Genomic DNA, 19,344 nt, shown 5'->3' on the forward strand with positions numbered 1-19,344 from the left:
TGATAAGGGAGGCGCGTCCCGGGATGCCGCGGCTTACGGCTGAGCGGCGAGGCGACCGTAGCGCATTGTCGCGACACGAACCAACCAACGAGTTCGTCATCCCGGGGCGCGCGTAGCGCGAGCCCGGGATCCATAGCCACAGGATTGCATTTGGCGAAGACTCGGAGTGACAATCTTACGGCCTGTGGTTATGGATCCCGGGCTCGCTTCGCGCCCCGGGACGACAGTGGTGGGTGGGGCGACAGCGTACCTTACGGCTTCGCATCCGCCGCGTGCAGCACCGCTTTGCACGCCGCCGGCATCTGCGCCAGCGTCATCGGCGGTTTCGGCTTTGGCGGCTCCGGCGGCGGCTTGGGGTGCAGCACCGCGTCGGAGAACCAATAAGCGAGATCGGCGGGCTTGCAGCCTTCGTCCTCGGCCTGTGACGGCTGGCCCTCGCATTCGCCGGCGCCTGGCGGGCAGTGCATGCGGATGTGGAAGTGGTAGTCGTGGCCCCACCAGGGCCGGATCTTCGACAGCCAGGCGCGGTCGCCCTTGGCCTCGCGGCACAGCGCCTTCTTGATCGCGGCGTTGACGAAGATGCGCTGCACCGCCGGCTCCCGCGCCGCGTCGCGCAGCACCAGCACATGGCCAGGTGTGAACACTTTTGGATCGACGTCGAGCCGGTCGTGGCGCACCATCATCACAGCCGACATGTCCTCGCGCTCCTCGCGCGAGAGGCGGCGGTCCGGCATCGGCGTCAGCCAGATGTCGGCATCGAGACCGATCTGGTGGCTGGCATGGCCCGACAGTGCCGGGCCGCCGCGCGGCTGGGCGATGTCGCCGACCAGGATGCCCGGCCATCCCGCGTCCTTGCGCGCTTTGGCCGCGAGCCGCTTGATCAGCGCGATCATCTCGGGGTGGCCATAGCTGCGGTTGCGCGACAGCCGCATCACCTGCCAATTGTCGCCGTTGAGCGGCATCTGCTCCGCGCCGCCGATGCAGCCCTTGGTGTAGGAGCCGATGACATGGGCCGCCCCCTTCGCCGGCAGCAGCTTGCGCGCGAACAGCTCCTTGGCGGCGAGATCGGGGTCGTTGGGATTGGCGAGCGGCGGCAGCGGCTTCGGGTTGACGCTGCCCTTGTCCTGGGCCAGCGCGCCGCCGGCGGCCAGGAGCGTCATGACGAGCAGGAGAGGGGCGAAGCGGCGGGGACTCATGCGCAGCCCTTATAACCCAACACGGCGTCGGGGGTAAGAATCGGGCTGTGCTGCGGCGGACGACCTCACGGCGTCTTGACGGCCGCAGCCCCCGCGCGAAGGCGCGTCCGGGCATGACGATGTCATATCCAACAAGGTTGTCCAAAAGTCGTAGTTTTTTCGCGGGGCCAGCCGGATTCTTAATGGTGCAATAACCGTATCCTGCATTGACCAAAATTCGTGCGCGGAACCGAGTTCGTTTCCATCCCGTATGCAATCGGACCCGCGCCCGGAATTGATTCATGGAGAGCGCGCGTTTTTGCACCATCGCTCTCTTCGATTGCGACCAAGACGCAGGTCTGGTGCGCCACTCGGCCTGCTTGCGCCTCGTAAACAGGCACCAGAGCCGGGCTCTCGGTGCTCGCAAGTCGGAGCCTTGGCTGGCGCGGGCACCCAAGATTACTTTTTTTTCAGACACTTGCCCCAAGACTTGTGCCCAAAGACTTGCGGCCACAGGGCGCGACTGGGACGAGTGAAGTTGGGTTTGGGGTCTCGAAAAACAAGGAAACGAAAGCAAAGCGTGCTTGCCCGGGCTGGCCAATCGCCGCGCAAGCCACGCTTCGCGCGCGCGCCGCGAGCTCTTTCGGAACGCGATGAAGTCCTGCGCAGCCGCGCCGAGGCGGAAGCTGCGATCGCGGACGCGCGCAAATCCCATGAGCGTCTGCGCCAGGCCGTCGACATCCTGCCGCAGGGCATCGTGTTTCTCGATGCCGAGGGCCGCTACGTCCTCTGGAACAAGAAATACGCCGAGATCTACAGCAAGACCGCCGATCTGTTCGAAGAGGGCGCGCGTCTCGAAGACACGCTGCGCATCGGCGTTGCCCGCGGCGATTACCCCGAGGCCATCGGCCATGAGGACGAGTGGATCGCCGAGCGGCTGCAAAGGCTCTATCAGCCCGGCGCGCGCCACGAGCAGAAGCTGTCGGACGGCCGCGTCATCCTGATCGACGAGCGCCTGACCGACGATGGCGGCGTCGTCGGCCTGCGCGTCGACATCACCGAGCTGAAGCAGCGCGAGGCCTCGTTCCGCCTGCTGTTCGACGGCAATCCCGTGCCCATGATCGTCTGCGCGCTGGACGACGAGTGCATCCTCGGCGTCAACGACGCAGCGGTCGCGCATTACGGCTACAGCCGCGCCGAGTTCGAGCGACTGAAGATCCGCTCCCTGCAGGCCTTCGACAGCGAGCCGCCCTGGACCGCCGACCCGACCGGCGAGGAGCAGGCCGGCCGCACCTGGAAGCACGTCAAGGCCGACGGTGCGCTGATCGACCTTGCGATCTATTCCCGGGAATTGACCTATGCCGAGCGGCCGGCGGTGCTGCTCGCGCTGATGGACATCACCGAACGCAAGCGCGCCGAGGCGCGGCTCGCCTTCATGGCCCAGCACGACGGGTTGACCGGCCTGCCCAACCGCAGCCTGTTGCGCCAGCAGGTCGACGAGATGCTGCTGCACACGCGGCGCAGCACCGACAAGGTCGCGCTGCTGATGCTGGGGCTCGACAGTTTCAAGTCGGTCAACGACACGCTCGGACATGCGGTCGGCGACAAGCTCCTGCGCGGCGTCGCCAAGCGGCTGCGCTCGACGCTGCGCGAGGAAGACGCGCTGGCGCGGCTCAATTCCGACGAGTTCGCGATCGTGCAGAGCGGCCTGGCGCGTCCCGAGGACGCGGTGATGCTGGCAAAACGTCTGCTCGCGGCGATCGCCGATCCCTATCTGCTCGACGGCCATTCCGTGGTGATCGGCGCCTCGATCGGCATTGCCATGGCGCCGGGCGACGGCGATGATTCCGAAAAGCTGCTCAAGAGCGCCGACATGGCGCTGTCGCGCGCCAAGCTGGACGCGCGCGGCACCTTCGCCTTCTTCGAGGCCGCGCTCGATGCGAAAGCGCAGAGCCGCCGCAAGATCGAGGTCGAGCTGCGCGACGCGATCCAGAACGACGTGCTGCGCCCCTATTACCAGCCGCTAATCGACCTCCAGAGCGGCCGCATCACCGGCTTCGAGGCGCTGGTGCGCTGGCCGCATGCCGAGCGCGGCATGATCTCGCCGGCGGAGTTCATTCCGGTTGCCGAGGACACCGGCCTGATCAATCCGCTCGGCGGGCTGATGCTGCGCCGGGCGTGCCTGGACGCCGCGACCTGGCCGGACGATGTCCGTGTCGCGGTCAATCTGTCGCCGCTGCAGTTCCGCAGCGGCAATCTGCTTTCGATCGTGACGGACGCGCTAAAGCATTCCGGCCTGCCGCCGCGCCGCCTCGAGCTCGAGATCACCGAAACGCTGCTGCTGGAGAAGAGCGCGCAGGTGCTGGCGACGCTGCATGCCTTGCGCGCGCTCGGGGTGCGCATCTCGATGGATGATTTCGGTACCGGCTATTCCAGCCTCAGCTATCTGCGCAGCTTTCCCTTCGACAAGATCAAGATCGACCAGTCCTTCGTCCGCGATCTCGGTGCCAACCGCGAGGCCCAGGCGATCATCCGCTCCATCGTCAGCCTCGGCAAGGGCCTCGGGGTCACCATCACGGCCGAGGGCGTCGAGACCGAAGCCGAGCTCAGCTGCCTGCGCACCGAGGGCTGCGACGAAGGCCAGGGCTTCCTGTTCAGCAAGGCCCGGCCCAACGCCGAGATCATCAGCCTGCTGGCCGCGCAGCGCGGCATCGATGGCGCAGACGAGGATGCCGCGCTGGTGGCGTGAACTTAACCTCTCCCCGCGAAGGGCGGGGCGAGGGAGCTCACCGTCGTTGCGATTGGCCTTCAACCTCCCGCCACGATCGCCTTTCCCACATCCTCGTAATGGCTATCGCGCGCCTGGATCTGCTGGGCGATGGCGTGCATGTCGCGAAACCGGCGCTCGAAGGGGTTGCTGCGAAACACCGCGGTCGCCCCGGCCATGTGATAGGCGGTGTCGACCACCTTTGTTGATTGATGGATGGTCCAGGTCGCGGCGAGCCGCACCGCGCTGCGGTGTGCTGCGCCGAACTCACCGGTCGCACAGAGGTCGCGCCACATCGCAGTCGCGGTCGCATAGAGATAGGCGCGCGCGGCGCGCAAATCGCCTTCGGTGCGGCCGACCAGGCCCTGCACCGCCCCGTTGTCGCGCATCGCGCCGGCCGTCAGCGAGGGGCGCTTTTCGCGCGCCAGCGCGACCGCCGCATCCAGCGTCGCGCGTGCCACGCCGAGCGACACCGCGGCAAAGCCGAGGCTGAAGGCAGCGCCGGTGCCGATCCTGTAGAGCGGGCCGGTCTCGCGCAAGCCTGACGGCACGTCGCGGAACGCCGTGAAGCGCTCGGGGACGAAGAGGTCGCTCACCTCGTAGGAATCGGTGCCGGTGCCGGCGAGCCCGATCGCCTGCCAGACGTCGTGCAACGTCGCGCTTGCGGCAGGAAACAGAATGGTCCGCACCTCCGGCGAGCCATCGGCATTTTTGCGCGACGCCCCGTCAGCGCTGAGGATGCGCACATGCGCCCCCAGCCAGCTCGCCTGCCGGGAGCCGGAGGCGAAATCCCACCGCGCCGTGACGCGGTAACCGCCCGCGACTGCACGCGCCTCGTGCGCGATCGCGCCCCACGCCAGGATTCCAGGCGCGGTGTTGAAGATCTCCTGCGCGGCATCGCGGTCGAGCGAGGCCGCGATCATCGCGCAGACGCTGCACTGGCCGAGACACCATGCGGTGGAGGCATCGGCCTTGGCGATCTCCTCCAGCATCTGCATGAAGATCTCGATGGGGACTTCCGCACCGCCCAGGCTCTGTGGCAGCAGGGCGCGATAGAATCCGTTCTCAATCAGCGCCGCGACCACGGAGGGCGTCAGCCGCCGTGTCCGCTCGATCTCGTCCGCTTCGCGCGCCATCAGCGGCGCGATGGCGCGGGCACGTTCGACGAGATCAGGTCCGGGAAGCTCCGACATTCGCGTTTCCTCGCCCCTTCTGTCGTGAGCGGTGAGGACGGAATGGTGATCTATTTGACGGGGAGGATCAAGGTGCGGCCTTCTTCGCTCGCGCCGCCGCAAGAAGGCCCGGCCGTGAACCTCGGCGGCGCGCCTCGCGACCAACAGCCGCCATCGCGGCGAACGGCACCGCGTATCTTGCCGGATGAGGTTGCCCATGCCGATCGTCAGAATCCTCATCGTCCTGCTCGCGCTCGCTTCGCCGGCGTTGGCGCAGGATGGGCCCCGTGATGCCGCCGCCGCGGGCGAGGCCGCGCGGATGTTCCGGGTCTACGTCGAAGGCGTTTCGAAAAAAGGGGAGCGACCCGACCTGACCCGGCCGGAGACCACCGGGCTGCTCGGCCGCGTCTTCGATGTTGAGGCCCTGGGGGCGCTGCCGCCGGCGAAAGCGAGCGACATGAGCTGGCTGATGGACTGGATGGACGCCGCCAACGCGACCTACAAGCTGTTCGCACTCTATGGCTCGAAGCCGGGGGGCGCAGCCCGATCTTGCGACGCTTCAGCGCAACATGACCGATTATGGCGATCAGTACGCGGCGGCGATGAACTTTGTCATCCGCGGAATGGCGCGCGAGGCGGTTGCGGGCGAGCTGTTCATGGCGAGCCTTGCGCCGGAGCAGCGCACCCGCATCCGCCAGGAGGGATTTACGGGCTTCCGCCGGAGCGCCGCCGAATTCATCCTGGGCACCGTCTGCGCGGCGATCCAGGGCGCGGGCAAATCCGCCAACGCGCGTCTGGTCGCCGCCGCCATCCGCGACACGCGCGAGGTCTGGGCGAGCTTCCTGCTGCCGCAGGATCGGGCCCGCGTGATCGAGCAGCTTGCTGACCTTCCGACATGGGCTCCGGACGAGACGGCACGAACCGATCTCGCCGCCTTCACGGCCGCGCTGCGAGCGGTGAATTGATCGGTGATCCCGGGCCCGCGGCGGCAGCGGTGCGGCCTCGTCCGCCGGCTGCGCTCCGAAAGCGATCCGGACCATAAAGTGTCGCCTGTGTTAGCTCTCTGGCGGCGGCTGGTGTCGCAGCCAGCCTGAGACCATTACACGCCGGCGCTAGACAGATTCACTTTGTCTTGTCGCCCATGTGATGCGGCGACGAGGTGTTCGGTCCGCCCGTGTAATGATGACCGCCCGAACTGGTCTTCGCCGAGGAGCCGCTTGTTGTCTTCTTGCCCATGTGATGCGGTACTTCGGTCTTGGGGCCACCGCTGTAGTGATGACCGTTCTTTTCCTTGTCGGTGCTATCGGCCATTGCCGGAACAGCCAGCAGGGAAACCACGCCGACGGCGGCGAGAAGCTTCTTGGTGATCATGGTCGTTCTCCCTGGTTGCGGAAGCCTCACGATAAGCTGCTGCGAAAAGTCCATCTTGAGAAATCGCAAATCGGAACCCTGGCGCGGCCAGGGCCGCCCCTCAGGACCGATGAGCCGTTGATCTGCGTCAACAATGACGGCAGCGCTGCTCCTATGCTGTATCGATCGCTGGAGCGTATCATGACCGTCCAAAACCATTTCGGGTATGGCGAACGCCCGCAGGAGGGCATGTCCACCAAAGCGAAGGCCGGGCTGGTCCTGGCGGGGTTCCTGGTCATCGGCGGCGCGCTCCTGTTCACCGAGCATCGGGCCCATGTGCTCGGGCTCCTGGTTTGGCTGCCGCTCCTCGCCTGTCCGTTGATGCATATCTTCATGCATGGCGGACACGGGCACCATCATGGCGGCCGGCCGAACGATCGAGGGAGCGCGTGATGCACGACACCGCGCCAGCTTACGGTCTCTGGAGCCTCGTCATCGTCAATTCGGCGGTGTTCATCCTGTTCGCCTACAGCTTCTTCAAGCCGCAGACGCCCCGCGACTGGCGCTCGTTCGGCGCGTTCAGCGCGTTTCTGGTTGCGCTGTTCGTCGAGATGTACGGTTTCCCGCTCACCATCTATTTCCTGTCGGGCTGGCTGCAGTCGCGCTACCCGAATGTCGACTGGTTCTCGCATGATGCCGGCCACCTGCTTGAGATGATGTTCGGCTGGAAAACCAATCCGCACGCGGGACCGTTCCACGTCCTGAGCTTCATCTTCATCGGTGCGGGGTTCATCCTGATCTCTGCCGCCTGGCGGGTGCTGTACGACGCGCAGCAGACCCGAAGACTCGCGACGTCCGGCCCCTACAGCTACGTGCGGCATCCGCAATATGTCGGCTTCGTGCTGGTGATGTTCGGCTTCCTGTTGCAGTGGCCGACCATCCTCACGCTGGCGATGTTTCCCGTCCTGACCGTCATGTACGTCAAGCTCGCTCGAGACGAGGAGCGGGACGCCCGGGCCGAATTCGGCGAGGCCTACGCGAAGTACGCTTCGGAAGTCCCGGCCTTCATACCCCATCCCCGTCGGCTGTTCGGCCGCGGCTCTTCCGGCGGCTATCGTCTCGGCTGACTTTGAGGAGGAAGATTCCGTCGGATGACGATGGAGGCTCGAAAGGACGTCGATGAGCGAGCCTGTCTTCACCGCGAAAGCCCTGACCAAGACCTACGTCTCCGGCGAGGTGATGGTTCACGCCCTCAACGATGTCGGCCTCGAAATCGCCGAGAGGGAAGTGGTCGTGCTGCTCGGCCCCTCCGGCAGCGGCAAGACCACGTTGCTCAACATCATGGGTGGTCTCGACCGCCCGACCAGCGGCAGGCTGTTCTTCCGCGATCTCGACCTGACGGATCTCGGAGATCGCGAACTGACCAGGTATCGCCGGGACCATATCGGCTTCGTCTTCCAGTTCTACAATCTGGTGCCGAGCCTTACGGCCTATGAAAACGTTGCGCTGGTGACCGAAGTCGCCCAGGACCCGATGCGGCCCGACGAGGCCCTCGCACTGGTTGGACTGGAAGAGCGGATGCATCACTTCCCCGCCCAGCTCTCCGGCGGCGAGCAGCAGCGCGTCGCAATTGCCCGCGCCATCGCGAAGCGACCGGCCGTGCTGCTGTGCGACGAGCCGACCGGGGCGCTGGACTCGAAGACCGGCATTCGGGTCATCGAAGCGCTGCTCGGGGTGAACAGGCAGCTCGGCACCACCACTATCATCATCACGCACAACGCCAGCATTCAGGAGGTTGCCGACCGGGTGCTGTTCTTCGCTGACGGCCGGATCTCCCGGATTCAGAACAACGAGAGACGGCGGCAAGCCGCCGAGCTCACCTGGTGACGGCCATGACGGTGCTCGATATCAAGCTGTTTCGCGACGTCAGAAGGCTCTGGGCGCAGGTGCTCGCCGTCGCGCTGGTCGTCGGCGGCGGCGTTGCGACGCTGGTGCTCGCGGTCGGCTCCCATCGCTCGCTCGAGGAAACCCGGATCGCATACTACGAACGTTACGGCTTCGCCGACGTGTTCGCCCAAGCGAAGCGCGCGCCCAAGGCGCTCACCGGTAGGATCGGCGAGATCCCCGGCGTCGCCGCCGTCGATGCTCGTATCGCTAAGCCGGCGCTGCTCGACATTCCCGGCTTCCCGGAGCCGGCCAGCGCGCAGTTCGTCTCGCTGCCCGACAACGGCGAAGCGCATCTGAACCGGCTCTACATGCGGTCCGGACGGTTCCCGGAGTCGGGACGGACGGAGGAGGTGGTCGTCAACGAGCCGTTCGCCCGGGCTCACGGCTTCTCGGAAGGGGCGCGGTTCTCGGCCATCCTGAATGGCAAGAAGCGCGAACTCGTGATTGTCGGCACCGCGTTGTCACCCGAATTCGTCTACACCGTCGGCCCTGGCGATCTGATGCCGGACGATCGCCGCTACGCCATCGTCTGGATGTCGGAGAAGTCGCTCGCCAGTGTCTATGATCTCGATGGCGCTTTCTCGGCGGTGTCAGTCAAGCTGCAGCCTGGGGCGTCGGAGCGCGACGTGATCGCGCGGGTCGACGCGTTGCTCGACCCGTATGGCGGGCAGGCGGCGCATGGCCGGAAGGACCAGACCTCGCACGCCTGGCTCGATCATGAACTCGACATGCTCAACAACATGAGCCGCACGTTGCCACCGATCTTTCTGCTGGTGGCCGCGTTCTTGGTCAACCTCACTTTGACCCGGCTGGTCGCGCTCGAGCGCGAACAGATCGGCCTCTTCAAGGCGCTCGGCTATTCGGACCGCAGCGTCGTGCTGCATTATCTGAAGTTCGTGGCATTGATCGTTGCGACCGGAATTCTCCTGGGCGGCGTCGCCGGCACCTGGCTCGGATTGCGCGTCACCGCCCTGTTCGGCGACTTCTTCCACTTTCCGTTCCTGGTATTCGCGAAGGCGCCGGATCTGTACGTCACCGCCGGCGCGCTCAGCGCGGCTGCCGCTGCCATCGGCGCGCTGCGGGCGCTGCGGGACGTGGTCAAGCTGCCGCCGGCCGTTGCAATGCAACCGCCCGCGCCGCCGGTCTATCGGCGGCTGTTGCCGGCAAGCATTCAGCTCGACCAGATCGTATCGCGGCCGACGCTCATGATGATACGCAACATCGCGCGGCATCCTGCGCGCGCCGCGTTCACGGCGCTTGGCATGGCGCTGGCCACGGCCATCCTGGTCGTCTCGTTGTTCACGCGGGACTCGATGGAGCACCTGATCGACGTAACCTACTTCCTCGCCGACCGGCAGGATGCGACCATCGGCTTTGCCGAGAAGCGCATCGCGAACGTGGTGGAGCAGGTGAGCCGACTGCCGGGCGTTCTCTCGGCCGAACCGTTCCGAGAGGTGCCCGTCCGGATTCGCCACGGCAACGTCGAACGCCGGATCATGATCAGCGGCCGGCCCGCCGATGCAGACTTGCGGCGTATCATCGACGCCGACCTTCATCCGGTCGCGCTGCCCGAGACGGGCCTTGCGCTGTCCGGCATGCTAGCTCAGATCCTCGGCGTCCGCGCCGGTGACACCGTCGAACTCGATATGCTGGAGGGCGCCCGTCGCAGGGTCACGACGCCGGTCGTGGCGACGGTCGAGGATTATTTCGGCATCAGGGGAATGATGGAGATTGGGGCGCTCCGCAAGCTTATGCGTGAAGCGCCGGTCGTGAGCAGTGTGAACCTCAGCCTCGACGAGAGCCGGAGGGAGGATTTCTACGCGGCGGTGAAGTCCATGCCGACGGTTGGCGGCGTGGCGCTGCAGCGTGTCTCGCTCGCGAACTTCCGCAATACGGTCGCACTGCTCGTCACCACAATGGCGAGCATCTACACCGGTCTCGCCGCCGTGATCGCGTTTGGCGTGGTCTACAACAACGCCCGAATCTCACTGTCCGAACGGGCGCGCGAGCTGGCGAGCCTGCGCGTGCTTGGCTTCACGCGCGGCGAGGTGCTGCGCATCCTCCTGCTCGAACTCGCCATCCTCACCCTGATAGCGCAGCCGCCGGGCTGGGTGATGGGCTATGGGCTTGCATGGGTGATGAAGTCCAATCTGGCCGGCGAGCTGATGCGTGTCCGCCTCGTCGTCGAGCATTCCACCTACGTCATCGCGACTTCCGTCGTGGTGCTGGCTGCCGTCGCCTCCGCCGCGGTCATCCGCGAACGCATCGACAAACTGGACCTCGTCGCGGTCCTCAAGACGCGAGACTAGCCATGTCGGCCAACTGGACCAAACGTTTCATCGGCGCTGCGCTTCTAGCCGCCATCGCGAGCGGGCTGGCCTGGTTTGCTTGGCCGCGCCCGGTTCTGGTCGATCTCGCAACCCTGGCCAAGGGTCCGATCGAAGTTACCGCGGACGATGACGGCAAGACGCATGTTCGCCACGTCTACACGGTCTCGGCGCCCATCGCTGGAAAGGTCCTCAGGATTTCGCATCCGCTCGGCGAGCAGGGACCTTCGCTTCACGTCGGCGACGAGGTGTCCGCCAACCAGACCGTCGTCGCTCTCATGCAGCCGACGCTGCCGGGATTCATCGACGTGCGCTCGCGCGACCAGCTTCAGGCCGAGGTGCTGGCTGCCGATGCGGCCATTCAGCAGCAGGAGGCCGAAGTGAAGCGGATCGAGGCCGCGCTGGACTTCTCCCGGACCGAGTTCCAGCGGGCGCAGACGCTGCTGCGGACGCAGTCCACCTCGGCTCAGGCCTTCGACAAGGCGAAATTCGAGGTCGCCACCAACGAAGCCGCCCTGGCTAGTGCGAAGGCTCAGATCGAGATGCGTCGCGCAGTGCGCACCAGTCTTGCGGCGCGGCTGATGGACCCTGCCAATGCCGCGCCGTCAGCGGAGCCGATGTGCTGCGTCCGCGTGCTCGCGCCGGCGAGCGGACGGGTGCTGAAGATTATCCAGGACAGCGAGGCGACGGTTCTGCCCGGGACGTCGTTGATCGACATCGGCAACCCGCTCGATCTGGAGGTTGTGGCTGACCTGCTGTCGATCGATGCCGTGCAGATCAAGGTTGGCGCGCCCGTGCGGATCGACGGCTGGGGCGGGCAGCCGATCAGGGGCAAGGTGGTCCGTGTCGACCCCGCCGGCTTCCTGAAGGTTTCGGCGCTGGGTATCGAGGAACAGCGGGTCCGGGTCACCATCGATTTCAGCGACCCGCCAGAGAATTGGGCCTCGCTTGGCCACGACTACCGCGTCGTTGTGCATGTGACGACATGGAGCGCCCAGGACGCCCTGTCCGTGCCGGTAAGCGCTTTGTTCCGGAGAGGCGATCAGTGGGCCGTTTTTGTCGAGCAGAACGGCCGGGCCCGGACGACTCTCGTCCAGATCGGCCACCGCAACAACCGCCTCGCGGAGGTTCTCTCGGGTCTCGTTGCCGGAGACCGCGTCGTGCTGCATCCAAGTGACCGGATCGCCGATGAAACTAGGATCGCGCAAAGAGAATAGAGGGCCCGCGCCGGCACGCTGCCGAGGAGAGCGATATGCAGGTGTCAGGCCGCAGCGCGGCCGAGGTCGAGCGATGGCCTGCGTTTCGTCGGGAAGCTCAGTGCCACCGCGACGGCGGCGAGCCCGATCGCGAAGGAGCCGGCGTGCAGCCATGTGTAGCGCTGGAAATTGTCGAACACGAGCCCGCCGGCCCACGGTCCGAGCGCCATACCGAGGCTGGCGAACGCCGACACCGCGCCGAACACGGTGCCCATGACGCGCGCGCCGAAAAATTCGCGGACCAGCACCGCATAGAGCGGCATCACCCCGCCATAGGCGAGGCCGAACACCACCGAGAGCGCGTAGAATTCGCCGAGCTGCGCCACTGCGAGATAGGTCGCGATGCACATCGCCTGCACGAGCAGGCCGCCGACCAGCACGGGCTTCGCGCCGATGCGATCGGCCAGCGCGCCCAGCAACAGACGTCCGCCGAGGCCCGAGACGCCGGCGACGCTGTAGACCGTCACCGCCGTGAGCGGGGCGATGCCGCACACCATCGCATAGGACACCATGTGGAAGATCGGGCCGGAATGCGCCGCGCAGCAGGCGAAATGAGCCGCCGCGAGCGCGATGAATTGCGGCGTGCGCAGCGCCTGCGCCGCGGTCAGCTCGACCTCCGGTGTTGCGTCTGCCGTGGCGGCGCCCGCCGCCACCGGCGCCGGACGCACCAGGAAGCATGCCGGGATCAGCAGCGCCCACGAAGCGATGCCGATCACCAGCATCGCGGTGCGCCAGTCATAGGCCGTGATCAGCCAGCTCGCAGTCGGCGCGATCGTCACCGGCGACACGCCCATGCCGGCGGAAACCAGCGCCACCGCAAGGCTGCGGTTTGTCTCGATCCACGCGCTCGCGAGCGCCATCATCGGTGCGTAGAAGCTGCCGGCGGCAATGCCGATCAGCACGCCGAAGCAAAGCTGGAATTGCCACAGGCTTGTCGCCTGGCTCGCCGTGACGAGACCGAGCCCCAGCAGAACGCTTCCCGCGAGCACCACGATGCGGGTGCCGAACCGGTCCGATAGCGCGCCCCACAGGAACGCGGCCACGCCCATGCAAAGGAAATCCAGCGTCGCCGCCGCCGACACTCCGGCGCGCGACCAGCCCATCGCTTCCGAAATCGGCTGCAGGAACACAGCCAGCGACAGCATCGTGCCGAAGCCCACACAGGTCATCAACGCGCCTGCAGCGACCACGACCCAGCCATAGTCGAAGCGTGATGCCTTGCTCATGCGTTTCCTCAGCGCTGTTGGCTTTGTTGGTGAGGCGCGGGAGGGATGGTGGCCTATCAGACGGCGGAGGGCAAGGCTGGCGGCTGCGCGTTTTCGTAACCCGTCGTCATCCGGGGCGCGCCACTTGGCGCGAACCCGGAATCCATCTCTCCGTGTTGCCTGCTGTACGATGGATTCTCAGATGCGCAATTGCGCAATGCCATCGTGCCACTGTTTTGCCCGATGGGTCAAATTGATTTCTAAAAATCGAAAACTCCAATCCAGACGAGCCTTCGCCTAATGTGCATGGGGTTGTTTTCGATATTTTTGTTTCGCCGGGTCCCGGCCAAAACGCAAATGCCCGGGACGAGCCCGGGCATGACGGCGGCTGATGTGACTGTGAAAGCTTACCCCCGCCTCAGCTATCCACCTTCAGCGCGGCAATGAAGGCTTCCTGCGGGATGTCGACCTTGCCGAACTGCCGCATCTTCTTCTTGCCTTCCTTCTGCTTCTCCAGAAGTTTTCGTTTACGCGTGATGTCGCCGCCGTAGCATTTTGCGGTGACGTCCTTGCGCAGGGCGCGCACCGTCTCGCGGGCGATCACCTTGCCGCCGATCGCCGCCTGGATCGGGATCTGGAACATGTGCGGCGGGATCAGCTCCTTCATCTTCTCGACCATGGCGCGGCCGCGCCCCTCCGCGCGGGTGCGATGGACCAGCATCGAGAGCGCGTCGACCGGCTCGTTGTTGACGAGGATCTGCATCTTGACGAGGTCGGCCGGCTTGTAGTCGGTGAGATGATAGTCGAACGAGGCGTAGCCCTTGGAGACCGACTTGAGGCGGTCGTAGAAGTCGAACACGACCTCGTTGAGCGGCAAATCGTATTTCACCATGGCGCGGGAGCCGACGTAAGTGAGCTCCTTCTGCGAGCCGCGGCGGTCCTGACACAGCTTCAGCACGCTGCCGAGATATTCGTCGGGTGTCATGATCGTGGCCTCGATCCAGGGCTCCTGGATCTCGGCGATCTTGACCACGTCGGGCATGTCGACGGGATTGTGGATCTCGATCTCTTGGCCGTCGGTGAGCTTCATCTTGTAGATGACGCTCGGCGCGGTCGCGATCAGATTGAGATCGAACTCGCGCGACAACCGCTCCTGAATGATCTCGAGATGCAGAAGTCCGAGGAAGCCGCAGCGGAAGCCGAAGCCGAGTGCGGCCGAGGTCTCCATCTCGAACGAGAAGCTGGCGTCGTTGAGGCGCAGCTTGCCCATGGCGCCGCGCAGCGTTTCGAAATCGTCGGCGTCGACCGGGAACAGGCCGCAGAACACCACGGGGATTGCCGGCTTGAAGCCCGGCAGCATTTCGGTGACAGGCTTCCTGTCGTCGGTGATGGTGTCGCCGACGCGGGTGTCGGCGACTTCCTTGATCGCGGCGGTGATGAAGCCGATCTCGCCGGGGCCGAGCTCGTCGACCTGCTGCATCTTCGGTGTGAAGAAGCCGACGCGCTCGACGTCATAGGCGGCGCCCGTGCCCATCATGCGCACGCGGCTGCCCTTCTTCATGACGCCGTCGACGACGCGAATGAGAACGACGACACCGAGATAGACGTCGTACCAGCTGTCGACCAGCAGCGCCTTCAAGGTCGCACTCCGGTCGCCCTTCGGCGGCGGCAGGCGGGTGACGATGGCTTCCAGCACGTCGGGCACGCCGAGGCCGGTCTTGGCCGAGATCATCACCGCGTCGGAGGCGTCGATGCCGATGACGTCCTCGATCTGCTGCTTGATCTTCTCGGGCTCGGCCGCGGGCAGGTCGACCTTGTTCAGGACCGGGACGATCTCGTGATTGTTGTCGAGCGCCTGGTAGACGTTGGCGAGCGTCTGCGCTTCGACGCCCTGGCTGGCGTCGACCACCAGCAGGGAACCTTCGCAGGCCGCCAGCGACCGCGAGACTTCGTAGGCGAAGTCGACATGGCCGGGCGTGTCCATCAGGTTGAAGATGTAGTCCTTGCCGTCCTTGGCGCGGTACGAGAGCCGCACGGTCTGCGCCTTGATGGTGATGCCGCGCTCGCGCTCGATGTCCATGGAATCGAGCACCTGCTCCTTGCCCGCCATTTCGCGGTCGGAGAGGCCGCCGGTCATCTGGATCAGACGGTCGGCCAGCGTCGATTTGCCATGGTCGATATGGGCGACGATGGAGAAATTGCGGATGTTGGAAATGGGGACGGTCGTCATGGGCGCGGGATACCACTCACATCCCCGTGCGGCAACCATATTGCTGTAATTTCAGGGCCTTTGTTCACGCCAAGCTGATTCCAAGATGGGCCAAAACGCGCTAGGCAAGCGCCCATGTCGACCACGTCTCTTCCCTCCCCTGAAGTGCGCACGAAGGCCCGCCTGAGCTTTGGCCGCTTCCGGGCCTGGCTGGTTGCCTGCGCGGTCCGCCCCGAGGCGAGATTGTGGCTGGTGATCCAGCTCGCCATCCTCCATGCGGTGCTCTGGACCCTCATCCTGATCAATCTGAAGGCCGCGCAGGACGTTCACATGGACGTCGCAGAGGCCTATGGCTGGGGCCAGAAATTCCTATGGGGCTATGGCAAGCATCCGCCGCTGTCGGGCTGGGTCGCCGGGCTCTGGTTCAAGGTGTTCCCGGCGGCGGACTGGGCGACCTATGCGCTGGCGATGGCGACGGTCAGCGCCGGCATGGTGATCTGCTGGCTGGTTGCCTTGCGCGTGGTGGACGCGCGGCGCGCGTTCCTGGTCGTGGTGATGGTCGCGCTCTACCCGATCTTCAATTTCAAGGGGTTCAAGTACAACCCGGATCTGCTCCAGCTCGTCACCCTGCCGCTGCTGGTGCTCGCCTATCTCAACGCGTTCGAGAAGCGGAGCTGGCGGTCCGGAGTCCTGCTCGGCCTTGCCGGCGCGCTGGCGCTGATGACCAAATACTGGGTGCTGACCATGATCGGCGCCATCGGGCTCGCCGCGCTGATCCATCCGGAGCGGATGAGATTTTTGGTATCGCCGGCGCCGTGGGTCGCGATCGTGACGATGGTCGTGGCGATGATCCCGCACGTGGTCTGGCTGGCCGAGGCGCATTTCGTGCCGCTGACCTATGCCGGCGACACCTACAGCCTCGCGGACAGCGGCCAGGTGCATCAGCTCGTCACCGGCTACATGCTGCATAATCTCGGGCTGCTGGCATTGCCGGTGGCGCTGGCCGGGCTCGCGATGGCGCTGGTGCCGCCGTCGTTCACATTGTTGCTGCGCGCGCCCTTGCGTATCGTCACGCGCGCCTGGGCGCGCGGCGCCAATCCGGGCGTCAATGTCTCGCAGGCGCTGAACGTGTGGATGATCCAGATCATCGTCGCATTCGGCCCGCCGCTCGGCGCGCTGGTCTTCGGCGTCTACCTGAAGACCGATTGGGGCATCTCGCTGTTCTTCCTGGTGCCGCTCGCGCTGGTCGCGATTCCCACGCTGCGGGTGCAGGGTGCGAGCCTGTTCAACATCGCCGCGATCTGGCTCGTGCTCAGCGTTGCCACGCTCGCCGCCTCGCCCTGGATCGCCGCGCGCGAGATGACGGCCAATGCCGGCAACACGGCGACCTATGGCGCGCGCTCCGAGCTCGCGCGCGAGCTGACCCAGGCCTGGCACGCGCGCTTCGCCTCGCGCTGGGCGGTCGTTGCGGGGACGATGGAGACGATCCAGCCGATGGTGTTCTACAGCCCCGATCACCCCAGCCCGTTCACGCCGAACGAGGCCTGGGCGTCCGGGCTGACCTCGCTCGACGACGTCAAGACATACGGCTTCATCGGCGTGTTCGATGCGACCGACGAACGCCTGCCCAAGTTCGAGAAGTGGATTTCGGAGGTCGCGCCGACCGCCGAGCGCGTGGTGATGACCACGCGCCGCTTCACCCACGGCAAGGCCGGCCCGGCGATGAGCTGGAACGTCTACATCGCGCCACCGGCGAAGTGATTGCGACGTTCTCGGTCTCGTAGGGTGGGCAAAGGCGCGAAGCGCCGTGCCCACCATCTCGCGCTAATCGCAGAAAAGTCGTGGGCACGCTTCCGCCTTCGCCCTCCGGGCTTCGGCGGACAAGTCGCTTTGCCCACCCTACGGCACTGAGCGTGTAGCGCGAGAGGGGCCTAAACCCCTTCCTCGTTGAACTTGCTTTCAACGAGCTCGGTGATCGCCGCGAGCGCGGCTTCCGCATCCGTGCCAGCGGCGGCGACGGTGATCGTCGTGCCCGGTCCGGCGGCAAGCATCATCAGGCCCATGATCGAGGTGCCGCCAACCGTCTCGCCACCGCGCGTCACCCAGACCTGCGCATCGAAGCGCTCGACAGCCTGGACGAATTTCGCGGAGGCGCGGGCATGCAGGCCGCGCTTGTTGATGATCAGGAGGTCCTTGGAGATCGCGCCCGCGGGCACGCCTGTCCCCGCTTGTGGCGCCTCGTCGCTCATTTGCCGGCGAGCACGCGACTGGCGATGGTGACGTATTTGCGTCCCGCTTCCTGGGCCATCGCGATCGCGTCGGGCAGCGGACGCTCCTCGCGCACCTTGGCGAGCTTGACCAGCATGGGCAGGTTGATGCCCGCGAGCACTTCGACCTTGGGCCGGCTCATGCAGGATATTGCAAGGTTCGACGGCGTGCCGCCGAACATGTCGGTGAGGATCGCAACGCCGTCGCCGGAATCGACGCGGTTAACCGCCTCGATGATGTCACTTCGGCAGAGATCGGAATCATCTTCGGCACCGATCGTGATCGCTTCGATTTGCTTTTGTGGGCCCATGACATGTTCAAGCGCTGCCTTGAATTCGTCGGCAAGGCGCCCGTGGGTCACAAGTACTAGACCAATCATCGGAAAACTCCTCGCGGGCGCTTTTGGTGCACCGCACGAACGCGCCACTTTGACCATCCAGAGCCCCTGCGCAAGAGGGGATGTTGCGTATCTCCCTGAATCTAGACGGATGGATGAGGGGAGCTGCGCCGGTCTATTCGGTCGCGATAGTGGGGTTCATATGGTTACCATTTCCCTTCAAACAATCGCCTGAAGGGTTAACGGAAGATGAACTCTTGGTAGTGGTCAAGGCCGCGACAACCAGTGGGAGGGGTGAATATCCGCGGCCAACAGGGATTCGCGGTATTTCGACACCGGAAATGATGGTTTTCAGCGATTCCGTCGCAGGCAGGCGCTCGGCGTCCGCGGCATCCAGATCGACCACGAGACCGACGGTCGCATGCTCCACGAAGTCGCAGTGGCGGATCCCGAGGCCCCGGATCTCGATCAGGCCAGCCAATACCGGCGCGGGGCGGACTTCAATTTCATCGCCGACTGTCGCCAGATGGACACGGTCATCCCCGACCAGAACGGCCCTTTCGACCACGCCCGAGCGTCCGGCCATGATCAAATCGAAGGCAAGGCGCGACTTGCCGGAGCCCGAGGGACCGCGGATCAGCACCGCCCGATGTCCGACCTTGACTGCGGAGGCGTGAACGCTGGGCCCGCCGTCGTTCATAGCGCCGGCAGCCTCACCACGAAGCGCGCGCCTGCGACCGTCGGCACGCCCTCCTCATCCGGCGGGCCTGCGCGGTTCTCGGCCCAGATGCGCCCGCCATGGGCGTCGATGATCTGCTTGGAGATCGACAGGCCGAGGCCGGAGTTCTGGCCAAAACCCTGATGCGGACGGTCGGTGTAGAAGCGCTCGAAGATGCGTTCCAGCGCGTCGTCGCGAATGCCGGGGCCGTCGTCGTCGACCACGATCTCGATCTCGGAGCGCGCGCGGCGGCAGGTGAGGCGCACCTTGCTGCCGGGTTCGGAGAACGACTGCGCGTTGGACAGCAGGTTGGAGACCACTTGTCCGAGCCGTGAATCGTGGCCGGACACGGCGAAGGTGTCGGTCGGGCTGCGGCCCTCGAAGCGCGTCTCGACCGCGACGTCGTGGCCGAGCTTGGTCTCGTTGGCGACGGACACCAGCGTCGTCAGCAGGCGGCGCAAATCGACCGGGATCGCGTCCTGGCGCTGCAATTCGGCATCGAGGCGGCTGGCGTCGGAGATATCGGAGATCAGGCGGTCGAGCCGCTTGACGTCGTGCTCGATCACCTCGAGCAGGCGCGCACGGCTGTTCTCGTTGCGCGCCAGCGGCAGCG

Annotated in this window: 17 protein-coding genes; 8 read left to right on the forward strand and 9 right to left on the reverse strand. The window is 65.6% G+C overall.

Translation table 11 applies throughout. The annotated features are described in order from the left end of the window. Positions 1-251 precede the first annotated feature (251 nt). On the reverse strand, positions 252-1,196 hold the full coding sequence (gene mepA / locus IC66_RS0134550; protein WP_028139795.1) for a penicillin-insensitive murein endopeptidase: 945 nt from the start codon (positions 1,194-1,196) through the stop codon (positions 252-254). 559 nt (positions 1,197-1,755) lie between these two features. On the opposite strand from mepA, the gene IC66_RS0134555 reads away from it, so the two are divergent. Then, complete coding sequence (locus IC66_RS0134555; protein WP_038950708.1) at positions 1,756-3,924, forward strand: putative bifunctional diguanylate cyclase/phosphodiesterase; 2,169 nt, start codon at positions 1,756-1,758, stop codon at positions 3,922-3,924. A gap of 59 nt (positions 3,925-3,983) precedes the next feature. Here the strand turns inward: IC66_RS0134555 and IC66_RS0134560 are convergent, their stop codons facing one another. Continuing rightward, complete coding sequence (locus IC66_RS0134560; protein WP_038950709.1) at positions 3,984-5,135, reverse strand: acyl-CoA dehydrogenase family protein; 1,152 nt, start codon at positions 5,133-5,135, stop codon at positions 3,984-3,986. A 497-nt stretch (positions 5,136-5,632) separates the two neighbouring features. On the opposite strand from IC66_RS0134560, the gene IC66_RS0134565 reads away from it, so the two are divergent. After that, on the forward strand, positions 5,633-6,079 hold the full coding sequence (locus tag IC66_RS0134565) for a hypothetical protein (RefSeq protein WP_157158140.1): 447 nt from the start codon (positions 5,633-5,635) through the stop codon (positions 6,077-6,079). 157 nt (positions 6,080-6,236) lie between these two features. On the opposite strand, the gene IC66_RS0134570 is transcribed toward IC66_RS0134565, so the two are convergent. Next, positions 6,237-6,485, reverse strand: a complete 249-nt coding sequence (locus IC66_RS0134570) for a hypothetical protein (protein WP_028139799.1) — start codon at positions 6,483-6,485, stop codon at positions 6,237-6,239. Positions 6,486-6,665: 180 nt separating this feature from the next. Between IC66_RS0134570 and IC66_RS0134575 the strand changes: the two genes are divergently transcribed. Genes IC66_RS0134575 through IC66_RS0134595 form a run of 5 tightly spaced genes read left to right on the forward strand, consistent with a single transcriptional unit; the run spans position 6,666 to position 11,955 of the window. Continuing rightward, positions 6,666-6,917, forward strand: coding sequence for a DUF2933 domain-containing protein (locus IC66_RS0134575; protein WP_028139800.1), 252 nt, complete (start codon positions 6,666-6,668; stop codon positions 6,915-6,917). Continuing rightward, positions 6,917-7,591 (forward strand): methyltransferase family protein, encoded by a 675-nt coding sequence (locus IC66_RS0134580; RefSeq protein WP_038950711.1) that lies wholly within the window; start codon positions 6,917-6,919, stop codon positions 7,589-7,591. Before IC66_RS0134575 ends, IC66_RS0134580 begins: the two co-directional genes overlap by 1 nt. A gap of 52 nt (positions 7,592-7,643) precedes the next feature. Then, a complete protein-coding gene (locus IC66_RS0134585; protein ID WP_028139802.1) occupies positions 7,644-8,351 on the forward strand; it encodes an ABC transporter ATP-binding protein in 708 nt (235 codons plus the stop codon). Between the two features lie 5 nt (positions 8,352-8,356). Next, positions 8,357-10,720: an ABC transporter permease gene (locus tag IC66_RS0134590; RefSeq protein ID WP_038950712.1), complete on the forward strand. Its 2,364-nt coding sequence runs from the start codon at positions 8,357-8,359 to the stop codon at positions 10,718-10,720. Between the two features lie 2 nt (positions 10,721-10,722). Beyond that, the gene (locus IC66_RS0134595) at positions 10,723-11,955 is read left to right on the forward strand and encodes an efflux RND transporter periplasmic adaptor subunit (protein WP_038950713.1); all 1,233 of its coding nucleotides are present in this window, start codon (positions 10,723-10,725) and stop codon (positions 11,953-11,955) included. Positions 11,956-11,999: 44 nt separating this feature from the next. On the opposite strand, the gene IC66_RS0134600 is transcribed toward IC66_RS0134595, so the two are convergent. Next, positions 12,000-13,220, reverse strand: coding sequence for an MFS transporter (locus tag IC66_RS0134600; protein WP_038950714.1), 1,221 nt, complete (start codon positions 13,218-13,220; stop codon positions 12,000-12,002). 397 nt (positions 13,221-13,617) lie between these two features. After that, entirely contained in the window at positions 13,618-15,429 is a 1,812-nt protein-coding gene (lepA, locus tag IC66_RS0134605; protein WP_028139806.1) for a translation elongation factor 4, read from the reverse strand. Positions 15,430-15,543: 114 nt separating this feature from the next. Between lepA and IC66_RS0134610 the strand changes: the two genes are divergently transcribed. Next, complete coding sequence (locus IC66_RS0134610; protein WP_038950716.1) at positions 15,544-17,169, forward strand: glycosyltransferase family 39 protein; 1,626 nt, start codon at positions 15,544-15,546, stop codon at positions 17,167-17,169. Between the two features lie 170 nt (positions 17,170-17,339). Here the strand turns inward: IC66_RS0134610 and IC66_RS0134615 are convergent, their stop codons facing one another. The 4 genes from IC66_RS0134615 to IC66_RS0134630 form a co-directional block, all read right to left on the reverse strand. After that, the gene (locus tag IC66_RS0134615) at positions 17,340-17,657 is read right to left on the reverse strand and encodes an HPr family phosphocarrier protein (RefSeq protein ID WP_028139808.1); all 318 of its coding nucleotides are present in this window, start codon (positions 17,655-17,657) and stop codon (positions 17,340-17,342) included. Further along, positions 17,654-18,055: a PTS sugar transporter subunit IIA gene (locus IC66_RS0134620; RefSeq protein ID WP_007597752.1), complete on the reverse strand. Its 402-nt coding sequence runs from the start codon at positions 18,053-18,055 to the stop codon at positions 17,654-17,656. The genes IC66_RS0134615 and IC66_RS0134620 overlap by 4 nt, the downstream gene beginning before the upstream one ends. Positions 18,056-18,188: 133 nt before the next feature. After that, complete coding sequence (locus IC66_RS0134625; protein ID WP_038950717.1) at positions 18,189-18,713, reverse strand: HPr kinase/phosphorylase; 525 nt, start codon at positions 18,711-18,713, stop codon at positions 18,189-18,191. Next, positions 18,710-19,344, reverse strand: a 635-nt coding sequence (locus tag IC66_RS0134630; protein ID WP_038950718.1) for a sensor histidine kinase, incomplete at its 5' end; no start/stop codon positions are given. The genes IC66_RS0134630 and IC66_RS0134625, both read right to left, overlap by 4 nt.

It is taken from the genome of Bradyrhizobium genomosp. III, from assembly GCF_000261705.1.
GTDB lineage: Bacteria > Pseudomonadota > Alphaproteobacteria > Rhizobiales > Xanthobacteraceae > Bradyrhizobium > Bradyrhizobium ottawaense.